Source organism: Pedobacter arcticus A12 (assembly GCF_000302595.1).
In the GTDB taxonomy this organism is placed as follows: Bacteria; Bacteroidota; Bacteroidia; order Sphingobacteriales; family Sphingobacteriaceae; genus Pseudopedobacter; species Pseudopedobacter arcticus.
The window spans coordinates 556,220-579,327 of the sequence record NZ_JH947125.1 but is presented as its reverse complement, the minus strand read 5'-3'; the positions used below and the strand labels follow the sequence as shown (position 1 = coordinate 579,327).

Genomic DNA, 23,108 nt, shown 5'->3' with positions numbered 1-23,108 from the left:
TTCAAATAGAGGTAATGCTATATTTGCAACATCATGTCAAAAAATAACGAAGAAATTTTCAAAAATGTAATCTCACACGCTAAAGAATACGGATTTGTTTTCCAAAGCAGTGAAATATATGATGGACTTAGTGCCGTTTATGATTACGGTCAATTAGGTGCAGAGCTTAAAAACAACATCAAAACTTACTGGTGGAAAGCCATGGTGCAGATGAACGAGAATATTGTGGGAATTGATTCTGCCATATTTATGCATCCAAAGGTTTGGAAAGCAAGCGGTCATGTGGATGGCTTTAGTGATCCGATGATTGACAATAAGGATTCGCAAAAGCGTTACCGGGCAGATCAGTTATTGGAAGATAAAATTGAAGTTTATAAAACCACTGGCGAAATTGAAAAAGCTGGAAGCTTACAAACCGACATGGACGATGCTTTAAAAGCAGAGGATTTACCTCGTTTAAAAGCATTAATTGAAGAGCATAAAATTGCTTGCCCAGTCTCTAAAACCTGCAATTGGACAGATGTTCGTCAGTTTAACCTGATGTTTTCTACGCAGTTTGGCGCAATGGCAGAAGGTGCTGAAGAGGTTTATTTACGCCCTGAGACAGCTCAAGGTATATTTGTTAACTTCTTAAACGTTCAAAAATCTGGAAGGATGAAAATTCCTTTCGGGATAGCCCAAATTGGTAAAGCTTTCAGAAACGAAGTAATTGCCCGCCAGTTCATTATGCGTATGCGTGAGTTTGAGCAAATGGAAATGCAGTTTTTTGTACGCCCCGGCACTGAGATGGAATGGTATAAAAAATGGAAAGAAACCCGTTTAAAATGGCATTTAGCTTTAGGCACAGATCCAGCAAAATACCAATTCCACGACCATGCAAAATTAGCGCATTACGCAAATGCAGCAGTTGATATTGAGTATGAATTCCCTTTTGGTTTTAAAGAAGTAGAAGGAATCCACTCGCGTACGGATTTTGATTTGACGCAACACCAAGAGTTTTCGAGAAAGAAAATGCAATATTTTGACCCAGAGGTTAACCCAGAAACTGGCAAACCTTACGGAAATTATGTGCCTTACGTCATTGAAACTTCTATCGGTTTAGATCGCTTTTTCTTGGTTACCATGATGAATGCTTTTGAAGAGCAGGATTTAAGTACTGACGAAAAACAGGATTCGCGTTCATTGCTAAAGCTTCATCCTGCGTTAGCACCTTATAAAGCAGCGGTTTTACCACTAACAAAAAAAGATGGTCTGCCAGAAAAAGCTCGCGAAATTATGGATGCTTTGAAATTAGATTTCAGCATGGCTTATGATGAAAAAGACGCCATCGGTAAAAGATACCGCCGTCAGGATGCGATTGGAACACCTTATTGCATTACCATAGATTACGACACCTTAACAGATAACACCGTGACTATTCGCCATAGAGATAGTATGGAGCAAGAAAGAGTAGCCATTGCTGATCTTGGAAAGATAATTGGCGATTTAGTAAGCTGGAAAAACTTACTAGGTTAACAAAAACACAAACAAGAAAGCGCTTACCTACAACAGGTAAGCGCTTTTTTTATGCAATAAAAAAATTGAAACTTTATTTTTTAGCTTCCGTAAAAACTAGATACAAAACCAATAAATTATGTATCGCTACAGAACCTTAATACTTACCTTATTAATCGGCACATTGGCCAACATAGTAGTTTCATTTTATGGTTCTCTTTTAATTAGAACTATTCTTCTAGAAACGAGTTTGTTAGTATTTTTCTTAGTGCTGTTTTCTAAAAGAACAGATAAGAAAGAAACCGAAAAGAACGAAGAGCATAACGGCGTAAAGATTTATTTGTAGCTCACGCAATAAAGTAGCACAATCTTCGTATTATTGATTACGTTTCTTAAAACCATTTAGATAGATGACTTCTCTTACGCTAATCAAATCAGCACTCAACTCCATTCTGAATAAACTATTTGGAACAAATAAAACACCTTACGCTCCACAACATGTACGGTCCCAAAACCAGCCCAGCAACAAATTAGCGCAGGCATTAAGGGACGCGGAAGCTTCCAAAAAATCTCGATAATTTAGGCTTTTTTTTATCAAACTATTGTTAATCTGACAATTATCGCATGTTTGCTGAATGTCATGAAACAATAAAAAGAGGTTACTTTCACTAAAAACGAGCATTAACAATAAAACGGGAGATAAATTATGAGATTTATGAGAAATAGAAAATTCAGAACTTACTCGATCAAAGGTTTAATGTTATTAGCTGTTGGTTTTATGTTTTTAAACCTAAGCTGGAAAACATCAAAAGACCAAACCAATAACCAACCAAAAAATATTTCACAAGATACTACCAACGCTCAAGCTACCGAGCAGGTTTCATTTACTAATTTTGTCAACAACCTTTACGAAGAAACACATTTAAAAGCGTCTAATCTGGCTTTGCCAGTTTTTGAAAAAGCGGTTACTGGCTTTATGAATTTAAAAAACCAGAATGCGCTCAGCAATAGTAAAAACATCATCACCATTATTGATTTTACCAAGCCCAGTACCGAAAAAAGAATGTGGATTGTTGATTTAAAAACCAAAACACTTTTATTAAACACTTACGTAGCCCACGGGCAAGGGAGTGGTGCTAATATGGCTGATAATTTTTCAAATGTTGCAGAATCGCACCAAAGCAGTTTAGGTTTTTATATAGCTAGCGAAACCTACTTTGGCAAACACGGTCTTTCACTAAAATTAGACGGACAAGATAAAGGTATTAATGATTTAGCAAGAGAAAGAGCAATTGTTGTACATGGCGCAAGTTATGTGAGTGAAAACTTTATCAAAAGCACCGGAAGATTAGGCAGAAGCTATGGTTGCCCAGCAGTTTCTGAAGAATTAAACGCAAAAGTAATTGAGTTGATCAAAGGAAAAACCTGTTTTTTTATTAACGGCAACAGCGACAAATACGAGTCGAATCTTTTAGCTACAAATACTTTAAATCAAAATTTTAGCAACCTAGCTTCTTTGTAATTTTTTAAAAACATTGTTTATATAAAGCTTTCCATTTCTGGGAAGCTTTTTTTGTTTTTTGGCTATATTGCATCACCTTTTAACAACCATTATTCATGAAACTAAAATTAGCAGTATTAAGCTTGGCATTTTTTATTCCTTTGTTAGGCTTCTCTCAATCAAAAGCTATGGACTACCACTTAATAATAGGAACCTATACAAAAACGCAAAACAATGGTTTATTTGTTTATAAATTCAATACCGAAACGGGGAAGTTGAGCTTTGAATCCAAAACGGAAGGTGTTGTAAATCCCTCTTATTTGGCAATTAACAATGATGCTACAAAGGTTTACAGCGTTAGCGAAGCGGAGGGCAAACAAAGCGGTGTCAGTGCTTTTAATTTCGATGCAAAAAATGGTGTATTATCATTTATCAATTCACAACCTACCACCAGTCCAGGTCCTTGCCATGTTACGCTTTCTAAAGATGGTAAATTTGCTTTTTCTGCCAATTACGGTGGCGGGAGTTTAAGTGTTTTCCCTATAAAAGGAGATGGAAGTTTGGCTCCAGTTAGTCAGCTGATCAAACATGCCGGCAATAGCATCGATAAAAAAAGACAGAATGAGCCCCATGTTCACTCCACAACTTTTTCGCCGGACGGTAGTATTTTATACGTTGCCGATTTAGGGACTGATTTTGTAAATGCCTATAAATACAATGGCAACGAAAAACAACCTCTAACATCAGAAAAATCATCAGATATAAAAGTTGCGCTAGGTTTTGGTCCTCGCCATTTTACGTTTAATAAAAAAGGGGATAAGCTTTATGTGATGAACGAAATGAAGCCTTACGTTTCCGTGTTTGATTACAAAAACAATAAGGCTACGCTATTACAAGAAATCAACTCAAACGCAACCGATTTCAAAGGTGAAGATGGCGGTGCTGACATCCATTTAAGCAACGATGGCAAGTTTTTGTACACCACTAACCGTGGGACTGCTAACAATATTGGGATTTTTAAAATAGAGAAAAACGGCAAACTTACCAAAGTTGGAAACGAAAGTACCAAAGGCAAAGGCCCGAGAAATTTCGCGATTGACCCTACTGATAACTTTTTATTGGTTGGGCATCAATATACCGATGATATTTTTGTTTTTAGACGAGATCAAAAAACGGGATTATTGAGTTTTACAGGAGAAAAAATCAACGTGGGTTCACCGGTTTGTTTGAAGTTTGTGGAGGTGAAAAACTAACTGGATTTAGCTTTGTAAGCTATTCGATAATTTTCAAGTTACAAAAAACAACTACTAGTTGTTAAATTATATATATTTATGAAAATTTAAACCATGACAGGTCAACTTTTATTATCGTCGCTTTTTACAACTTTGCAAACAATTCAACCTTCTCAGAAGAACCTTGACTTATTTCGAGAGATTCAATCGTCCCTTTCCAATACCTCTTGTCTAAATTCTTTTCACCAACTAAAAAAAAGCGCAAAAACAGATGGATTAGAACTAGAAATAATGTTCTATAACGAAAGCCTAATCTACGATATTGTGATTACTCGTACGACTGTCGATTATTTATCAGTCCTAACCAAATCAGTGAATATGCTTTATTTACAAACTGACTATGGGGAAATAGTAAATGAAAATGGTACTACAAAAAACTCTGATTTTTTAAAATTCACGATATCTTACGGAGGTGATTTAAGGACTTTAGCTTATCAAACGGAGATAAAAAGATTTTCAGAATTTAATAAAATCAACAATGATCTACTTAAAATCATTTCCAAATGATTTTAATAGACAGTTCAATTTCAACATGGAGAACCTGGCTCCAAGACGCTAATCAAATAGCACAACTTATTGGAACGATTTTAGTAGTAATATACGTGATATACACCTACTTAACATTTCGACAAATAAAAAAACAAACTGATTACCAGCAGGATGCTTATTTAAAAAGCGAACTAAGTATTTTAAAAGAAATAATTGAATCAGGACCTATGCAATTTCAGAACAGTAAATTCACGAATTCAAAAAACACCTTCTCTTTAAAATATTTGGATTTGAGTTTAGCGACAAAGATGAAAGGAATACTCAAACCTATATTTAACTTTGAAGACAGTCTTTTCGACGGAAATTATTTGATAGTCTCCTTCACAAATTATGGCAACGCAGAAGTAAATAAAATAATCGTTAAGGTTACCGTTACTGTTTTAAACTCAAAAGAGTTGATTGACAAAAAAATGCTTCGCGAAAGAGAAATTGAAGTTATTGATGTCGTTATAAATGAGATTGTTCAACGTAACGGTGGCAATTTAAAAGTACCAATATTGACGACTGCTTCTTTTCCGATATATTCAATTAGTGTGAAAGGGGAATATTTCGATGTCAGAAATAAAAAGTATATTATAGCTGAAGAAAGATTACAAGGTCAGAATAAGCATTTACAAATTTTACAGTAACTAATAAATTGACTATTGTTATTTGAGAGACCTCCACGCTCTTTTAATTTCACGTATAGAGCTTAAATAGATGTTGATTGAAAATTATCTTAAAAAAGCCAGGAAAAATGTTTCTCAAAATTCACTCAAACTGTTTTATAAAATTCGCTTTCTCAATTTTCTTTTTTTTACTAGCCTCCCAAACTACACAAGCCCAAACCCTTAAAAAAGACAGCACCCAAACCCTACAAGAAGTCACCGTAAAAGCATACCTCTCCGATAGCAAGCTTTTCAACCTTCCATCTACCGTAACGGTAATTGCCAAAAAACAAATCGAGCAAAATCAGAGCGTTTCTTTGTTGCCTGTATTGAATAGCGTTGCCGGCGTAAAAATGGAAGAACGTTCTCCGGGAAGTTACCGCTTATCTATTCGGGGGAGTTTGTTACGGTCGCCGTTTGGAGTAAGAAATGTGAAAGTTTACTTTGATGGATTACCTCTAACGGATGCAAGTGGAAACACTTATCTGAATTTAATTGATCAATCTGCGATTAACAATATCGAAGTGTTGAAAGGCCCTGATGGGAGCTTGTTTGGCGCAAATTCGGGTGGTGTGCTTTTGATAAATTCGCAAGGAACGGAAGACGAAATCAATGTAAATGCGAGTGCTGGTAGCTATGGATTTTTCGGAGAAAATGTTCACGTCCGGAAAAACTACGATAAATATCAATACAGTTTTCACCAAGCTTATCAGTATGCAGACGGTTACCGCGATCAAAGTTTAATGAAACGTTCGTATTTTCAAACGCAACAGAAATTTCAATACAACCCAAAAGCAGAACTAAAATTCTCTGGCTTTTACAGTGATTTGGGCTATCAAACTCCTGGTGGATTAACCGCCAGTCAGTTGCAAGCAAATCCTCAACAATCGAGACCAGAAATTCCAGCAAAACCACCACGCGATAGAGTTCCAAGTGCAGCGGAACAAAAAGCAGGAATTTACAATCAAACTTTTTTCGGTGGGATAACACACCAATACCAGTTCAACAAAAACTGGAAGCACAGCGTTTTCTTGTCCGGAACAGACGTTGACTTCGAAAACCCCTTCATTACCAATTATGAGAAAAGAAAGGAAGTAAGTTGGGCCGTTCGGACTTTTGTGAGCTACCAAAAAGAAGTGAATACGAAATTAAAATACAACTGGAATTTGGGTTACGAATATCAACATACCAATTCAGAAGTTAGAAATTACGACAACAACCAAGGTAAAATTGGTAACATCCAAGCGGCAGACTTAATTAAAAATGAATCTCAATTTTTATTTACACGGTTAAAGTTTGAACTGGATGAAAGATTGAGTACTGAGCTTTCCACCAGTTTAAATTTCGCAAAATATGGTTTCGAAGCTTTACCAGAATCACAAAGCAATACGTTTGGAACGGTAAAGTTAAATCCAGAGCTGATGCCGAGGGTAGCGCTCTCTTACTTAATTGGAAAGCAAACCGTATTGCGAGGAATTGTAAGCAGAGGATATTCGACCCCAACAAAAGACGAAATAAGAGCTTCTGATGTTACTATAAACCCTAATTTACAAGCGGAAAACGGCTGGAACTATGAATTAGGTTTAAGAACTAGAACGCCATTTGAACGTGTTTATCTAGATATTTCTGCTTTCTACTACCGATTGAATAACGCCATCGTTCGTAGAGTAGCACCAAACGACCAAGACTTTTACGTCAACGCCGGCGGGACCAACCAAAAAGGACTAGAAATTGAACTGAACGCCAATTTACTCAAAAACAATTCTGGTTTTTTTAAACAAATTGATTTTAGTACAGCTGTAACCTTGAACGATTTCAAATTTAGGGATTATGTGATTGGTGGCGATAATTTTAGCGGAAAGCTATTGACCGGGATTCCAAAAGCAAATTTCAGCAGTTCCGTAAATTTCAATTTTCAGAAAAACATCAATTTATTTATCCAACATCAATATAACGGTAAAACCTCTTTAAATGATGCGGAAACTGTATTTGCAAAAAGCTATCATTTGTTGGATGCTAAACTTAGCTGGCAAAAATCAGTTAGAGATTACTGCTTAACATTCAGTTTCGGCGCAAATAACATCTTAAACACCAATTACAGTTTAGGGAATGATTTGAATGCTTTTGGAGCTAGGTATTTCAACCCTGCTGCTAAAAGAAGTTTTGTTGGAGGTATTAGTTTGAGGATTTAAAAGCAAGAGCGCCAACTTCGGTTAGCACAAGCCTGAGTGAACCATTTTATTCGCCCTTGGCCTTTGCGGTACAGCTGAATAAAATAAAAGCACTTCCTTCCCTAGCAAAGGGCGCAGGCGAGAGTTTTTTTGGTTACTTTTTTTGCGGAAAAAAAAGTGACTGCCAATGCCCGGCATGAGGGCAGGAAAGCTATGTGCGCAAAAGCCTACAACGTTCTATAAGAAAACAATTAATCTTTCTTTACCCTCTTCAACACCAACAAATTCTGTGCATTCGCACTCAAACCACTAATATTATTCTGATATAAATTCACTGACTCATCATAAAACAAAACCACCACCGGCGCTTCGTTCATCACAATTTGATCCATTTTTTGGTAAAGCTTAAACCGTTCTTTTTCATTTCTATAAAGCGACATCTGCTCATACAAACGATCAAATTCTCTGTTATTAAAACTGGTATAATTTGGGCCAATAGGTACATAGTTTTTAGAGTAGAACATCGATAAATAAATCTCCGCATCGGCGTAATCCGCAATCCAACTTCCTCTAAAAAAATTAACCTGTCTTTTGGCAATCACTTCGCGTAGCGACGCACTCTGGTTAACTTCAATTTTCGCTTTTATTCCCACATTACTCAATTCGCCTTGTATAAATTCAATCAAATCTTTATAACTCGTGGTGGTACTCAAGGTAATTTCTGCCATACCTTTTCCATTCGGAAATCCAGCTTCTCGTAATAATTGCCTGGCCTTTTCCAGATCATAGTGATAACCTTTTACAGCTTCCTTGCTAAAACCCGGCATTCCATCAGGTACAAAACCAGAAGTTCCGGGAATGCCCACACTATTTCTGAGATACTTCACCAAACGCTCCCGATTAATGGCATAATTAATCGCTTGGCGGACTTTCCTGTATTTTAAAGGCGACTTTTTTACGATGGCGAGATTGCTATCCACCAACATTCCCAAATACTCGGTATCCAAATAGGGTGCTTTACGCAAATGAAATTTCCCTTTGTATTTGGCAACCATTTTACCGCTTTTCGTTAAAATATCATCACGATAACTCCCGTCAATTCCGTTAAAATAATCTAGTTTTTTTCTCAGGAATTCCATAAAGGCAGTCTGCTTATCCGGAATAAACGTTGCCTTTACAGCATCTAAATAGGGCAAAGAATTGCCAGCACTGTCTTTTTCAAAATAATTTTCGTTTTTCAACAGCACCAAAACCTCTCCTTCTTTCCAGTATTTAAACTTAAAAGGCCCAGTACCAACGGGGTGCGTTCTAAATTCTTTTCCGTAATGATCTGCCACCTCAAAAGGAACTACCGAGCAATATTGTGCAGAAAGCATCGACAAAAACGGAGGGAAAGCTTTGTTCAATTGGATAATAAAAGTAGAATCATTCGGTGCAATAAAAGCTTCTTTTCCGCTCAACTTATCATTAAAAATCCATGCACCAGACGAGGCAATTTTAGGGTCAATAATTCTTGAGAAAGAATAATTAAAATCTGAAGCAACTGCCCTCCTTCCCTTTCCGTTTTCAAACAAATCATCATCCTGAAAAAAAACATCTTTCCGTAAATGGAAAGTATAGGTTTTTCCATCCGTCGAAATCTCCCAACTTTTAGCTACACAAGGTTTAATATTTAAACTGTCGTCAATCTGCACCAAACCGTTAAAAACCTGATTCGTCATCCAAAGTACATTTTGGTTACGCGAAAAAGCTGGGTCTAACGAAGTTAAACCTTGATCTAAGTTGATATAAAAAACCTTCTTCTCTGTGGATTCATCTTGATGATCGCAGGCCAACAGTCCTACAGAAAAAAGCAGGAACATCACTTTAAAAAACAGATGATTATCGTCATTAAATCGCATAGAAAGATTCAAATTTTTATCTTTGGCAAAATACTTAAAATGCATCAGAAAAGAATTATTTCCTTATTACCGGCCGCTACCGAAATTATTTGTGCTTTAGGTTTAGAAGGAAACCTAGTAGGACGTTCACACGAGTGCGATTTCCCAAAAAGCATTCAGCATTTACCCGTATGTTCGGATGCGAAATTTATTTCTGGTGCTAATAATGCAGAAATAGATGCCCAAGTGAAAGAAATTTTAACGGATACGCTGTCTATCTATAAAATTGACGAGGAATTAATCCAGTCCTTAAAACCTGATCTAATCATTACGCAAGACCAGTGCAAGGTTTGTGCAGTATCAGAAAAAGATGTAGAAAATGCTTTGAGCGATTTATTGTCGAAAGACACACAACTAATTTCTTTATCACCCAATACTTTGACTGATATTCTAAGAGAGATTAAAGAAGTTGCCATTGCGCTGGATGTAGAAAAAAACGGAGAGCAGTTGGTTGAAGATTTACAAGAACGTATTGATTTAGTAAAACATAAACTCAAATTTTTCCCGGATAAACCAACAGTAGCCATGATTGAATGGCTTTCACCCTTGATGATTGCGGGAAATTGGATTCCGGAATTGGTAGAAATTGCTGGTGGAACACCTGTTTTAGCAGAAAACGGAAAGCATTCGCCTTTTGTAGATTGGCAACAGGTTTACGATGCAAATCCTGATGTGATTGTAATTGCTAACTGCGGTTTTACCATTGGCAGAAGTTTGCAGGAAATAGATTTATTATTGAACCAACCCGGCTGGCGAGATGTAGAAGCTGTAAAAAACAATCGTGTTTACATTGCCGATGGTAACGCTTATTTTAATCGGAGTGGTCCTCGGATTGTGGACACCATTGAAATATTAGCAGAAATCATCACCCCTAAATATTTATCTTTTGGCTACGAGGGTAAAGGCTGGATTAAGTTTGAGAGTTAGTTAGGATATTCTTTTTAAGTTATTACTTAAAGGCTAAACCTTGTTACCTATTTGTGAGATGTTTCCTATCGTCGACACGGTGGAGAGAGAAAAAGCCTAAAAATAGCAACCCAAATCTGTGAATCCTACGTCCTCTGTGGTTAACCTTCCGCTCCGCTCAACAGATAAATACCTCCGTAATCTCTGTAAAAAACGCTGTGACCTCTGTGGTTAGAATACGTACCTAACTCAAATCTAAGTTAAATATTCTTCTAAAATCATTCAAAGCCGGATTCTTCTCCGCCATGTGCTGATATTTATCTTTAGAAGTATAAAGCTTTTTGCCTTCCTTAATTTCAGTAATAACAGCGTCTAAAGAAATCTGAAAGTTCAATAATTTGGTACGCAAGTAGTTCAGCAAATCAATTTTTTCAAAAACCAGTTCATTCTCTTGGAGCTTGTTTTCAATCGGTAACTCTATCCGAAAACCCTCCTTTAAAATTGGCGTGTAACTATTCATAATAGAAGCCAAATTCATTTTATTTTGTTCGGTAATAATGTCACAATAATCTACCCAACATTTCATCAAGTCTTCTTGTGTAAAAGGGTTTCGCTCTGCACCACTCACCACAACTTTTTCCTCGTTTCTTTCTTCCTCAGATTTTATACTGCTAAGGTCTCTTAAATTTGGAATTAAAGAAGTTTTTGAACTTTTATTCAATAATGATTGACCCGCAATAATTGGGGGTGGCGTAGACTTAGGAATAACTGGAATAGCGGGCACAACCACCCTTTCTGAAGTATCGTTTTTAACCGATTGCGCAACTAATGGCTCTACAACTGGCTTTATAGCCGATATTGTACTGCCAGTTTGATAAGGAGCCTGCTCGTCTTCTACTAAACTTTTAGGTTTTTTTTTTAGCTGCTCAGCTAAAAGCTGAACATTCTCGGTTTGGCTTAGCTGTAAAGCCTGCGCCAGATGGCTGATCTTTATGAGGGTTAATTCAACCTGTAAACGCTGGTTTTTGCTAATCCTATAGTTTAAATCGCACTGGTTGGCAATATTTAAAGCACTGATCAAAAAAGAAGCTGGAGCCTGCTTTGCCTGTTCCAGATATTTTTGTCTGATGTTATCACTTACCTCCAACAATTTAACTGTCGAAGCATCTTTACACACAAGCACATTGCGTAAATGCGATGCTAAACCAGTGATAAAATGATTACCATCGAAACCATTATTTAAAATTTCATCAAATAGTAAAAGTGCACCTGGCGTATCCTGCGCAAGCAATAAATCTGTGAGTTTGAAATAATAATCGTAATCTAAAATATTTAAATTATCAATTACCGCCTGATAGTTGAGCACTTTATTAGAAAAACTCACAATCTGATCAAACATGGATAAAGCATCACGCAATCCACCATCGGCTTTCTGCGCAATCAGGTGTAAACCGTCCATGTCGTAGGTTACGTCCTCTTTTACTGCAATGCTGGCTAAATGATTAGCCATATCCTCCACCCTAATCCTATTAAAGTCAAAAATCTGACAACGGGATAAAATGGTCGGTAAAATTTTATGTTTTTCGGTAGTTGCTAAAATAAAGATAGCGTAAGAAGGCGGTTCTTCCAACGTTTTTAAAAACGCATTGAAGGCACTCTGTGAAAGCATGTGCACCTCATCAATAATATAAACTTTGTACTTTCCGGCTTGTGGCGGTATGCGCACTTGGTCAATTAGGTTACGAATATCGTCAACCGAGTTATTAGATGCCGCATCCAGTTCATGAAAATTGAAAGAATTTCCGTTTTGGAACGAGATACACGAATCACAAACACCGCAAGCTTCAAATTGTGGCGTAAGATTAGTGCAATTGATGGTTTTAGCTAGAATTCGGGCACAAGTGGTTTTACCAACCCCACGCGGACCGCAAAACAAGAAAGCCTGTGCAAGCTGGTTATTTTTAATCGCGTTTTTTAAAGTATTGGTAATATGCAATTGCCCAACAACGCTTTCAAATAAAACAGGTCTGTATTTTCTTGCAGAAACTATAAAATTTTCCATCGTTGCTAAAGTAGGAAGATGTTGCCGATTGTGCAATTTTTTAAATTGAATGTTCAAAAATAAAGCCTACCCACTTCTAGGTATTTTCAAAAAATCCGTATTACTACGTATATAGAGGTCAAATTATTTTCGGACTTTTGCGCTATGCTTTTAAAATTATCAAACAGGTATAAATTCATCAAAGGTTTCATTAACTACCTGTTTAAAGATGTATTGAGGATTTTTTAATTTGCTCTCCCGTAAAGACGTAAAGTCTTTATATATTTCGAATAGGTGTGTTAAAAAGCGGTAGTTTCCCAAACTATACCGCTTTTTTGTTGTCCGATTTTTTTTAGGGCATTTTAACACGCTTTCCGCTATATTTTTTTTGTTTTCATCACACCAAAGCTAAAAAACAAAAAAAGGATACCACTCCTATCGTTAATGCAAGTCTAAAATTGAATAAAACCGGTTCCGAAAAACGAACCAGCCAACCCTGTGACCTAGGCATCCTCTATGGTAAAAACCACCACACAGCTATGTTCATCTTTGTAATCTCTGTAGTCAAAAAAGCTAGCGTTCAAAACTCAAACGCTCTCCTTTAACTCCCTCATCAAAAACACCATTCTCAAAAGCCAAATGCCCACTTACAAAAGTGTGGGTAATTTTAGAGTTAAACTTTTGCCCTTCAAACGGCGACCAGCCACATTTAGAAAGCAAATTACCCCGATTTACTTCGTAAGAAGAATTTAGATCTACCAACGCTAGATCAGCAAAATATCCCTCTCTAATAAACCCACGATCTTTTATCTGGAAACAAACCGCTAAGTTATGCGCAGTTTTCTCCGCTATCCTCTCCAAACTAATTTTCCCTTCATGGTAAAGTTCAAACAAAGCATTAAAAGCGTGTTGTACCAATGGTCCTCCAGAAGGCGCCTTTGAATAAACTTGAGATTTTTCTTCAATGGTATGTGGTGCGTGATCGGTAGCAATTACATCAATATGATCATCCAGAACTGCTTGTAAAATTTGATCGCGGTCTACGGCAGTTTTTACTGCAGGATTCCATTTAATCCAGTTCCCTTTAGTTTTATAATCCTCCGCAGCAAACCAAAGATGATGGATACACGCTTCCGCAGTAATTCTCTTATCTTTTAATGGAGTTTTGTTATCGAACAAAAAAGTTTCTTTACCGGTAGAAATATGCAGAATATGTAAACGGGTATTGTATTTTTTAGCCAAACTCACCGCCAAAGACGAGGATAAATAACAAGCTTCCTCGCTCCGAATCAAGGGATGCATTTCTGGCGTTAAGTTATCGCCATACTTCTCTTTAAAAATCTCGAGGTTTCTTCTAATGGTTGCTTCGTCTTCGCAATGAGTGGCAACCAATATCGTTGCATTTTTAAAAATACCATCCAAGGTTTTTTCATTGTCTACCAACATATTCCCTGTTGACGAACCCATAAAAACTTTAATCCCACACACGTTTTTAACATCTGTTTTTAAAACTTCTTCCAAATTATCGTTAGAAGCACCCATAAAAAACGAATAGTTCGCCAAAGATTTTTTAGCGCCTATCGCATATTTATCAGTCAATAATTCCTGCGTAAGCGTATTAGGAACCGTGTTCGGCATCTCCATAAAAGAGGTAATTCCGCCTGCAACCGCTGCTTTAGCTTCGGTGTAAATTTCGGCTTTATGTGTTAATCCCGGTTCGCGAAAATGTACTTGATCATCAATAAACCCCGGAAAAAGATATTTGCCTTCAGCATTAATTTCTTTAGCTCCGCTAGCAGATAAATTCTGTCCAATTTTCTCGATTCTTTGCTCATTGATGTATACATCAGCAACCACTTGTTTGCCTTCGTTAACTATTGTTGCATTTTTTATCAGGTATTTTGCCATTATATTAGATTCGAGAGTTAAAAGTGGAAAGTTAAAAGTTAAAACCTGAAAGTCAAAGTCATCCCATCATTCTCTATAGCTAAAATCAAGCGCAAGGTCGATTCTTTCTAAGAAAAAATCTGCTCCCTAATCTTCATTCCTTACATTACTCCGTTTTTCCGTCCTTCCTTAATCTCTCATTAATTAATTTTACAATCGTATCTTTGCGGCATGTCAAAAACATTCGAGGAATTTGGTTTTAACAAACAGGTATTAACTGCCATTGCAGATGCCGGTTACACGCAACCAACTCCAATACAAGAGAAAGCCATTCCGCCAATTTTAAACGGCCAAGATGTTTTAGGCATTGCCCAAACCGGAACCGGGAAAACTGCAGCTTACGTTTTGCCCATGATTATGAAGCTGAAATACGCTCAAGGGAACGATATCCGCGGGTTAATTGTTGCGCCAACTCGCGAACTGGCCATGCAGATTGAGGAAAATGTTAAAATTTACGCTGCAAACACCGATTTACGTTCTTTTGTTCTTTACGGCGGTTTAGGTCCAAAAACACAGATTGAAGCACTAAAAAAAGGTCTGGATATTTTGATTACCACACCTGGCAGGTTTATGGACCTTTACTTGGAAGGACATATCGTGACCAAAAAATTAGAGGTTTTAGTTTTAGACGAAGCCGATAAAATGATGGACATGGGTTTTATGCCTCAGATCAATAAAATTTTAGAAGTGGTTCCACGCAAACGTCAGAATATGCTTTTTTCTGCAACCATGAGTGAGCGGATAGAGAAATTAGCAGAAAATTTTTTATTATGGCCAACTAAAATTGAGGTTACCCCACAAGCTACACCGGCTAGCACAGTTGAGCAAGTTCTATATCATGTCCCCAACTTTAAAACAAAAATCAACCTGCTAAAAGTTTTTGTGGAGGATGACCCGGAAGTAAAAAAACTGATTATATTTTGCCGAAGCAGAGCAAACGCGGAGAATGTTTACAAGTTTTTATTGCGCCGTTTTAACGATACTCATGTAAAAGTTTTACACGCTAATAAGGGACAAAACACAAGAATAAATTCTATCAACGCATTTAAAAATGATGAGGTAAGAATTTTGGTTGCTACAGATGTTGCTGCCCGTGGCATTGATGTTTCTGATGTCACCCATGTGATCAATTTCGATGTTCCGGTGATTTACGAAGATTATGTGCACCGAATCGGACGTACGGGCCGAGCTTATAATTTAGGAAAAGCGGTTACTTTTTGCAATCCTGCAGAACAGCACTTCATCAATAAAATAGAGAAACTGATTCGTCAACAAATTACGGTTGCAAATATACCCGAAAAGGTGTTCATTGAAGAGACTCCGTATGAAGAGCGCCAAGCAATAGACAAACAGATTGACGATCAAAAACGGAAAGAAGACCCGGACTTTAAAGGTGCTTTCCATGAAAAAAAGACCTTATCGCAAAAAAAGAAATTTAATGCTGGCAGAGCAAAAGCTAATGGTATGAAAATGAGCGACGCAAAAAAGAAAAAATACAAATAATGCTGGATAGGTTAAAGCTCACCCCTTTAAGTTTGGTAATTGCAGTCTGTTTCACTTATGCCGCATATCTGATTTTAGGTCTAGAAACAGAGACAAGAGGAATAGGAAACGGAGTTAAAATTGCATACACCTTAGTATTAGTAGTTATTTTATTTTTAACCGACCTTCTTTTTAGGCGGTTTATAGAAAGTAAAAAATGGATCTGGTTGATACAAGGTTCATTCATTTTAATAATAGTAGTATTGATGATTATTTTTCAAAAAAGATGAAAAAAGCAGAGATTAAATTAACAATAGAATTAGATGATAACAATGTCCCAGAAAATATTACCTGGGAATCTACAGATTCGGAAAACAAAGAAGCCTTAGCAGTAAAATCAATGATGTTGGCTTTATGGGATCATAATTTCAAAAACAGCCTACGTATTGATTTATGGACTAAAGATATGCCTGCCGATGAAATGAAAAGGTTTTTTTATGAAACCTTACAAACCATGGGCGATAGCTTTTTAAGAGCAACTGGCGAAAAAAATATTGTTGAAGATTTACGAGATTACTGCGCACATTTTGCCGATAAAATGGGCATCATGGAAAAGTAACACGCCACAACTCCAACTTAAAAATCCTAAAATTTATTTTTAGGATTTTTTTTGTATTAAATATTCATACCTTCTCCTGATAAATTTTCTTTTGAATGAAAAAAATAAGTTTTAAGACTTGGATCTTAATAGGCATCAGCTTGTCGCTAACCTTGGTTTTTTTGGTTGGTTACAGTTCTTACAAAAGTTTGCAAAATGTGAGTAAGGACCAAGATTGGGTAGCCCGAACAGAAAAAGTAATCAGTAGGTGCGAAAGTATCACAAAATTGCTAATTGATGCGGAAACTGGGCAAAGAGGATTCTTATTAACAAAAAAAATAGAATTTCTAGAGCCCTATAAAAACGCTTTTAATCAATTAGAACTAGACCTAAAAGACCTTGACGTATTGGTTGCAGATAATTCTTTACAAGTTGCAAATACCGAAAAGCTAAAAGTCTTAATCAAAAACAGAATTACGCATTTAGCAAAAGTAATAGAAACTAAAAAAAGTGAAAATCTAGCCAACTCCCTTTTGGTTGAACAACTTGTTGTTGGAAAAACACAAATGGATGCGTTCCGTTCGCAGATTAACAAAATCATTAATATAGAAAGGGATTTATTAGTTAAGAGAAAGCAAGCTTCCGAAAAATCAATTCAACAAACCATTCTTACAATTTTTGGAGGTTCTGTTTTAATATTCCTGATTATTTTAGTGCTTTTCCAATTCATCAGAAATGCTTTTGCAACTCAACTAAAGGCTCAAGAAGAGTTGAATTTGAGCAATATTGATTTGGAGCGATTATTTAAACAAAATGAGGAAAAAACATGGTTAATTTCTGGTTCTGCAGTAATTGATGATGCCATGCGTGGCGTACAGGATGTTAACCTAAGAACACGCAGTTTACTAGATGAGATCGCTAGATATGTTGGTGCAGAAATGGGTGTTATTTATTTAGTGGACGACGAAAATTCAGATGTACTCATTAAGTCTGCGGGTTACGCTTTTTCTGGGACGGATAGTAACAAAATCGCCGTTAGCGAAGGTCTTATTGGGCAAGTTGCGAACGAAAGAAACAGAAAAATTTGGGATAACGTACCAGAAGATTATTTCAAAATCAAATCAGGCTTAGGTAGTACAAAACCCAAACATTTACTAATTGAACCCATACTTTTTCAATCAAATTTAAAGGCTGTGATGGAACTAGCCTTTTTGTCGCCAATACCTCAAAAAGTGCTGTCCTTGCTTGACAATGCCAACTCAATTATTGGTGTGGGTATAAACGCTTCACAAGATCGGGTAAAGATGAAATCTTTGATTAAAGAGACCCAATATCAAGCTGAGGAATTAGAAAGCCAACAAGAAGAACTTAAGGTAACCAATGAAGAGTTAATTCATAAAACGGAAATGTTGCAGGCTTCTGAAGAAGAATTGAGGGTTCAACAAGAAGAGTTACGAGAATCCAATACAGAACTTGAAGAAAGGGCCAAATTGCTCTCAGAAAAAAACCGAGTAATTGAGGAAGCTAGGGAGGCTATTGTGTTAAAAATGGAAGAACTAGAAATCAGTGGCCGATACAAATCTGAGTTTTTGGCAAATATGAGCCACGAACTGAGGACTCCGTTGAATAGCATTTTAATATTGGCTAGGATTTTAAAAGATAATAAAGCCGATAACCTATCTGCAGAAGAAGAAAAGTATGCAAACGTAATATTCAAATCTGGAAATGATTTACTGCAGTTAATCAACGATATCTTAGATTTAGCCAAGATAGAATCTGGCAAAATAGAGCTGGTTTATGAAACTATTGAGATCAAAGAGATAGCAGATGATCTGAAGCAATTATTTGCCGAAGTAGCAAAGTCAAAAGACATCAAATACCATTTCTCTTTTGAAGAAAACCTGCCCCAAACGCTAGAAATTGATAGATTCCGTACCGAACAAATTCTTAAAAACCTGTTATCTAATGCCTTTAAATTTACACCAGCTAATGGAGAAGTTAAGGTTTCATTTACGCTAAATACTCCCGAAAAACTAAAAATTGAGATAAGCGACACAGGTATTGGCGTTTCGGAAGAAAAACAAAAACTCATTTTCGATGCATTTCAGCAGGCCGACGGATCTACCAGTAGGGAGTTTGGTGGCACTGGTTTGGGCTTATCTATCTCAAAAGAATTAGCCAAATACATGGGTGGCGAAATTACCCTATCAAGTGTGGTTGAAAAAGGAAGTGAATTTTCATTAATTATCCCACTTAAACAAGCTGATGCCCTTAAACTGGAACAACAGCGAATAACTAAATTGGCTGATTTTTCAAATTTCTCACAGCTTGAAGGAAAAATCAATACACCATTAGAAGTTACCAGAAAATCTGGTACAGAAAACCACGCTCTATTAGTAGTTGAAGACGATAAAGTATTTAGCGATTTCCTAAAAAATTACGGAGAAAATAAAGGTTTTGAAGTAACCCAAATTTACAACGGAGAGCAGGCCTTTGATACAGCGCTCAACTTACAGCCAGATGCAATTTTGTTAGACGTAATGCTCCCCGGCATTGATGGATGGAAAGTACTTAAATTACTAAAATCGAACACTAAAACCGCACATATTCCTGTGCATATTATGTCGGCAGGAGATCAGCGGGGCGCAAAGGCGATTCAGTCAGGTGCATTATCATTCATTAAAAAACCCATTGATATAAATGCTTTAGACCATGTTTTTAACCAAATTAATACTGGTGGCACTACACCCAGCTATCAAAATATTTTATTGGTAGAAGACCACCAAGTGCAAAGTGATGCGCTTGCAGAAATGTTTAGAAGTAGAAATATAAACGTTCAACAGGCTTTTACCGGAGCAGAAACCTTAGCGCTGTTAAAGCAACAACCTTTTGATTGTTTGATTCTGGATTTACACCTTCCGGATGTTTCGGGCATAGATCTTTTGGAACAGATTAAAGAGAACGAAGACTATAAACATCTGCCAGTGATCATCAACACTGCTATGGAACTTGATCAGGAAAAAACGAACCGTTTGCTAAAATATTCAGACGCTACGGTAATGAAATCAACAAAATCAAGCGATAGAATTTTAGACGAGGTAAACCTTTTCTTACACCAGGTTAAACTGCAAGAGGGCAAACAAAAAACCAAAACAAACCACGTAAACACCGAAAGCCTAAAAGATAAAATTATTTTATTAGTGGATGATGACATGCGTAACATCTTTGCTTTAAGTGCCGTTTTAGACGGGTATGGTTTTAAAGTAGAAATTGCAAATGACGGGGAAGAAGCACTGGTGAAAATTGAGGAAATGGAAAAGTTAGATTTGGTTTTAATGGATATTATGATGCCCAAAATGGATGGTTATGAAACCATGAAAGCAATCAGACAAAACCCAAAATGGAGCAAATTGCCGATTATTGCCTTAACTGCGAAAGCAATGAAAGAGGACCGAGACCTTTGTATCACTGCGGGAGCTAACGATTATATCACAAAACCAGTTGATGTTGATAAGCTTTTAAGCTTAATTAAAGTTTGGTTAGCAGGGTGAGAGAAGGATTAATTTTGAATGAGAGAATGAGTGAATTAATTTTGAATGATAGAATGAAGAAAGATTAATTTTAACACATCTTGATACTCAATACTCACACCTCAATACTATAAACAATAATGAGTGAAAAAGACTTAGAAGAAATTGTGGCGCTCATAAAAAACATCCACGATTTCGATTTTTCGAATTACAGTAAAGCATCCCTAAAACGGCGTTTTGAGGCACTGATGTCAAAATTTTCGCTATCAGTTTTCGACTTAAAAGCCAAAATCATCAATGAAAGCAATTTCTTACGCCTTTTGGTGAATGATATTACCGTAAACGTGACGGAAATGTTTAGAGATGCCGATTTTTTTAAAAGTGTAAAAGAAAATGTTATCCCTTACCTTAAATCATACCAACGCATAAAAGTTTGGAATGCAGGCGTTGCTACCGGCGAAGAACTTTACTCTTTTTCCATACTTTTTAAAGATTCAGCTATTTATCAGAAATCTTTTTTTTACGGTACAGATATCAACACAAAAGTACTTGATGAAGCCAGAAGTGGGATATATGAGTTAAAAAAGATGAAGATTTTTGCGCAAAACTACGCAGCAATTAAATTAGTAAAACCTTTTTCAGATTATTTCACGGTACAGTACGACAACGCCATCATCAACGCAGAACTGCGTAAAAACTGTTTGTTTTCTATACACAATTTAATTTCTGACGGTGTTTTTAATGAGTTTCAATTAGTGAGCTGCAGAAATGTATTGATCTATTTCAATACCGAGCTCCAAAACAGAGTACTCGAACTATTGATAGATAGCTTATGTGTTTTCGGTTTCCTTTGCTTGGGCTCAAAAGAAGTCGTTAGAAGTGAAGATTTGAAGAAAAGACTAAAATTAATTGACAAAAAACAGAATATCTATCAGCGAGTTTTATAATTCGCTATTTTAAATAAACAAATGAGAACCAAAAAGGTGATTATTACGTTAAACCAATAAGTATAGTTGACTAACGCAAATAGAAATTTTATTCACACATTTCTGTTGCACTATTTTAATCCATGCAAAAAACAAATATTCTAATTGTAGACGACCGGGAGGAAAACATTATCGCTTTAACAGCTTTAATTCAAAGAGCAGATGTAAACATTATCACAACTACTTCTCCAAATGAGGCTTTAAAACTAGCTTGGGAAAACAATATAGCTATTGCGTTAGTGGATGTTCAAATGCCAGATATTGATGGCTTTGAGCTGGTTGATATGCTAAAAGCAAACCCAAGGACTAAAGACATTCTAGTTATTTTTGTTACCGCTATATCAAAAGAATCAAAGTATGCAGTTAAGGGTTATAACGCCGGTGGGATCGATTATCTATACAAACCGTTAGACCCTTATATTACAGCGGCCAAAGTAGATTCATTTATACAGCTTGCCACTGCGCAAAACCTTGTTAAACAAAAAAACGAAGAGCTTGAGAACTTTGCTATCGTTATTAACAACTGTGCAGATATCATCTGCGCTATAGATGCAAAAAATCTTAGAATAAAAACAGCAAGCCAGGCTGTTGAAAAAGTTATAGGCTATAAACAGGTCGAGTTTGTTGATAAAAAAATAACCGACTTTGTTGATCAAGATCTGAAACAAGATTTTATCGCTAACCTAAACAAAATCCCAAAGTCGAAAATCACCACCTCGTTTGAAACCCGGTTTGTTAATTTTACAGGTGAAAAAATCTGGTTTGAGTGTCGAGTTACTTTTAAAGCTGATATCTTTTTCTTAAATGCAAGTAATATTTCGCATCAAAAAGAATACGCTACAGAACTGATACAGGCAAAAGACGAAGCTTTAAAAGCAAAAAAAGTAAAAGAGGTTTTCTTGGCAAATATGAGCCACGAACTTCGCACACCAATCAATGGCATAATTGGCATATCTAACCTGCTACAAAATACGGAGTTAACTGCCGCTCAATTGGAGATGATTAAATTACTCGAAATTTCATCTCAATCTTTATTAGGCGTAGTAAATGACATTTTAGACATTTCTAAGATAGAGTCTGGCAAATTTTCGATCGTAAATAAAGACATCAATTTAAAGGAATTACTTAAGTCCGTAACCGATATTTTAAGGTTTAAAGCCGATGAAAAACTAATTGAATTAAAGCTAGAGATATCCCCAGAAGTACCTCATTATATCATTGCCGATGCCTTAAGGCTAAACCAAATTTTAATGAATTTGCTTAGCAACGCCATTAAATTCACCAATAGAGGAAAGGTAACATTACGTGTAACTAAAGAATCAATGCGTGAAAACGCTGTGAATTTAAAGTTTGAGGTCATTGACACCGGTATTGGCATCCCAAAAAACCGTTTAGCAAACGTATTTGAATCATATGAGCAAGCAGACGAAGAAACTGCTATCAAATACGGAGGCACAGGCTTAGGTTTAACCATTGTTAAAAAGCTTGTTGGTTTAATGAACGGGGAATTAAGCGTAGAAAGTGTTGTTGGCCACGGAAGTGTATTTACTTTTACGGCAAGTTTCAAACTGCATCAAGATAATGCAGGCTTAATGATTAAGTTTAACCAAGGCTTAACACCCTTTAAAGGTATTAAAATTTTAATTGCAGAAGATAACCTGGTAAACCAGTTTATGGTAAATAAAATTCTAAAATCCTGGGAAGTAGAAACTTACACCGTAGATACTGGCTTTAAAGCAGTGGAGATATTGCAAAAGCAGGATTTCGATCTGATACTAATGGATACGCACATGCCAGAAATGGGTGGGTTTGAAGCTACAAGAAAAATCAGATCCGAGTTTCAGTCTCCTAAAAAAGACATCAAAATTATATCACTTTCTGCCGCCATATTAGAAGAAGAAAAAGAAGCCGCACTTGCCGCTGGTATGAACGAGATATTAACCAAACCTTTTGTTTTAGAAGATTTACATCGAATTATCAGCAAAGTTTTAGTTGTTTAATTAGATTTGCTCAATCTGCAAAAT

General features: G+C 36.3%; 17 protein-coding genes. 14 read left to right on the top strand and 3 right to left on the bottom strand.

All coding sequences use genetic code 11. The features are described 5' to 3' along the window. The first annotated feature begins 33 nt into the window (after positions 1 to 33). The 7 genes from B176_RS0103730 (at position 34) to B176_RS0103700 (ending at position 7,675) form a co-directional block, all read left to right on the top strand. Positions 34 to 1,515 carry a glycine--tRNA ligase gene (locus tag B176_RS0103730; protein ID WP_017257434.1) on the top strand — a complete coding sequence of 494 codons (1,482 nt, stop codon included), beginning with the start codon at positions 34 to 36 and terminating at the stop codon, positions 1,513 to 1,515. Between the two features lie 118 nt (positions 1,516 to 1,633). After that, positions 1,634 to 1,840, top strand: a complete 207-nt coding sequence (locus tag B176_RS0103725) for a hypothetical protein (RefSeq protein WP_017257433.1) — start codon at positions 1,634 to 1,636, stop codon at positions 1,838 to 1,840. A gap of 369 nt (positions 1,841 to 2,209) precedes the next feature. Continuing rightward, positions 2,210 to 3,016, top strand: a complete 807-nt coding sequence (locus B176_RS0103720; protein WP_017257432.1) for a murein L,D-transpeptidase catalytic domain family protein — start codon at positions 2,210 to 2,212, stop codon at positions 3,014 to 3,016. A gap of 95 nt (positions 3,017 to 3,111) precedes the next feature. Continuing rightward, positions 3,112 to 4,248 carry a lactonase family protein gene (locus B176_RS0103715; protein ID WP_017257431.1) on the top strand — a complete coding sequence of 379 codons (1,137 nt, stop codon included), beginning with the start codon at positions 3,112 to 3,114 and terminating at the stop codon, positions 4,246 to 4,248. A gap of 93 nt (positions 4,249 to 4,341) precedes the next feature. Then, positions 4,342 to 4,794, top strand: coding sequence for a hypothetical protein (locus B176_RS0103710; RefSeq protein WP_017257430.1), 453 nt, complete (start codon positions 4,342 to 4,344; stop codon positions 4,792 to 4,794). Then, the gene (locus B176_RS0103705; RefSeq protein WP_017257429.1) at positions 4,791 to 5,465 is read left to right on the top strand and encodes a hypothetical protein; all 675 of its coding nucleotides are present in this window, start codon (positions 4,791 to 4,793) and stop codon (positions 5,463 to 5,465) included. The genes B176_RS0103710 and B176_RS0103705 overlap by 4 nt, the downstream gene beginning before the upstream one ends. Positions 5,466 to 5,572: 107 nt before the next feature. Beyond that, positions 5,573 to 7,675 carry a TonB-dependent receptor gene (locus tag B176_RS0103700; protein ID WP_154647877.1) on the top strand — a complete coding sequence of 701 codons (2,103 nt, stop codon included), beginning with the start codon at positions 5,573 to 5,575 and terminating at the stop codon, positions 7,673 to 7,675. A 230-nt stretch (positions 7,676 to 7,905) separates the two neighbouring features. Here the strand turns inward: B176_RS0103700 and B176_RS0103695 are convergent, their stop codons facing one another. Beyond that, the gene (locus B176_RS0103695; protein WP_017257427.1) at positions 7,906 to 9,600 is read right to left on the bottom strand and encodes an ABC transporter substrate-binding protein; all 1,695 of its coding nucleotides are present in this window, start codon (positions 9,598 to 9,600) and stop codon (positions 7,906 to 7,908) included. On the opposite strand from B176_RS0103695, the gene B176_RS0103690 reads away from it, so the two are divergent. Continuing rightward, on the top strand, positions 9,595 to 10,521 hold the full coding sequence (locus B176_RS0103690; protein WP_017257426.1) for a cobalamin-binding protein: 927 nt from the start codon (positions 9,595 to 9,597) through the stop codon (positions 10,519 to 10,521). The genes B176_RS0103695 and B176_RS0103690 overlap by 6 nt on opposite strands. A 223-nt stretch (positions 10,522 to 10,744) precedes the next feature. On the opposite strand, the gene B176_RS0103685 is transcribed toward B176_RS0103690, so the two are convergent. Both B176_RS0103685 and B176_RS0103680 read right to left on the bottom strand, forming a co-directional pair. Beyond that, on the bottom strand, positions 10,745 to 12,562 hold the full coding sequence (locus B176_RS0103685) for a DNA polymerase III subunit gamma/tau (protein ID WP_017257425.1): 1,818 nt from the start codon (positions 12,560 to 12,562) through the stop codon (positions 10,745 to 10,747). Between the two features lie 552 nt (positions 12,563 to 13,114). Continuing rightward, entirely contained in the window at positions 13,115 to 14,449 is a 1,335-nt protein-coding gene (locus B176_RS0103680) for a dihydroorotase (RefSeq protein WP_017257424.1), read from the bottom strand. Between the two features lie 210 nt (positions 14,450 to 14,659). Between B176_RS0103680 and B176_RS0103675 the strand changes: the two genes are divergently transcribed. The 6 genes from B176_RS0103675 to B176_RS0103650 all read left to right on the top strand — a co-directional run bounded on the left by B176_RS0103675 (position 14,660) and on the right by B176_RS0103650 (position 23,084). Continuing rightward, positions 14,660 to 15,991, top strand: a complete 1,332-nt coding sequence (locus B176_RS0103675) for a DEAD/DEAH box helicase (protein WP_017257423.1) — start codon at positions 14,660 to 14,662, stop codon at positions 15,989 to 15,991. Beyond that, the gene (locus B176_RS0103670) at positions 15,991 to 16,260 is read left to right on the top strand and encodes a hypothetical protein (protein WP_017257422.1); all 270 of its coding nucleotides are present in this window, start codon (positions 15,991 to 15,993) and stop codon (positions 16,258 to 16,260) included. Before B176_RS0103675 ends, B176_RS0103670 begins: the two co-directional genes overlap by 1 nt. Next, positions 16,257 to 16,589 (top strand): gliding motility protein GldC, encoded by a 333-nt coding sequence (gene gldC, locus B176_RS0103665; protein WP_017257421.1) that lies wholly within the window; start codon positions 16,257 to 16,259, stop codon positions 16,587 to 16,589. The genes B176_RS0103670 and gldC overlap by 4 nt, the downstream gene beginning before the upstream one ends. Positions 16,590 to 16,684: 95 nt before the next feature. Then, a complete protein-coding gene (locus B176_RS0103660; protein WP_017257420.1) occupies positions 16,685 to 20,119 on the top strand; it encodes a response regulator in 3,435 nt (1,144 codons plus the stop codon). 119 nt (positions 20,120 to 20,238) lie between these two features. Next, positions 20,239 to 21,045 carry a CheR family methyltransferase gene (locus B176_RS0103655; RefSeq protein WP_017257419.1) on the top strand — a complete coding sequence of 269 codons (807 nt, stop codon included), beginning with the start codon at positions 20,239 to 20,241 and terminating at the stop codon, positions 21,043 to 21,045. Between the two features lie 122 nt (positions 21,046 to 21,167). Further along, entirely contained in the window at positions 21,168 to 23,084 is a 1,917-nt protein-coding gene (locus tag B176_RS0103650) for a response regulator (RefSeq protein ID WP_017257418.1), read from the top strand. The last annotated feature ends 24 nt before the right edge of the window (positions 23,085 to 23,108 follow it).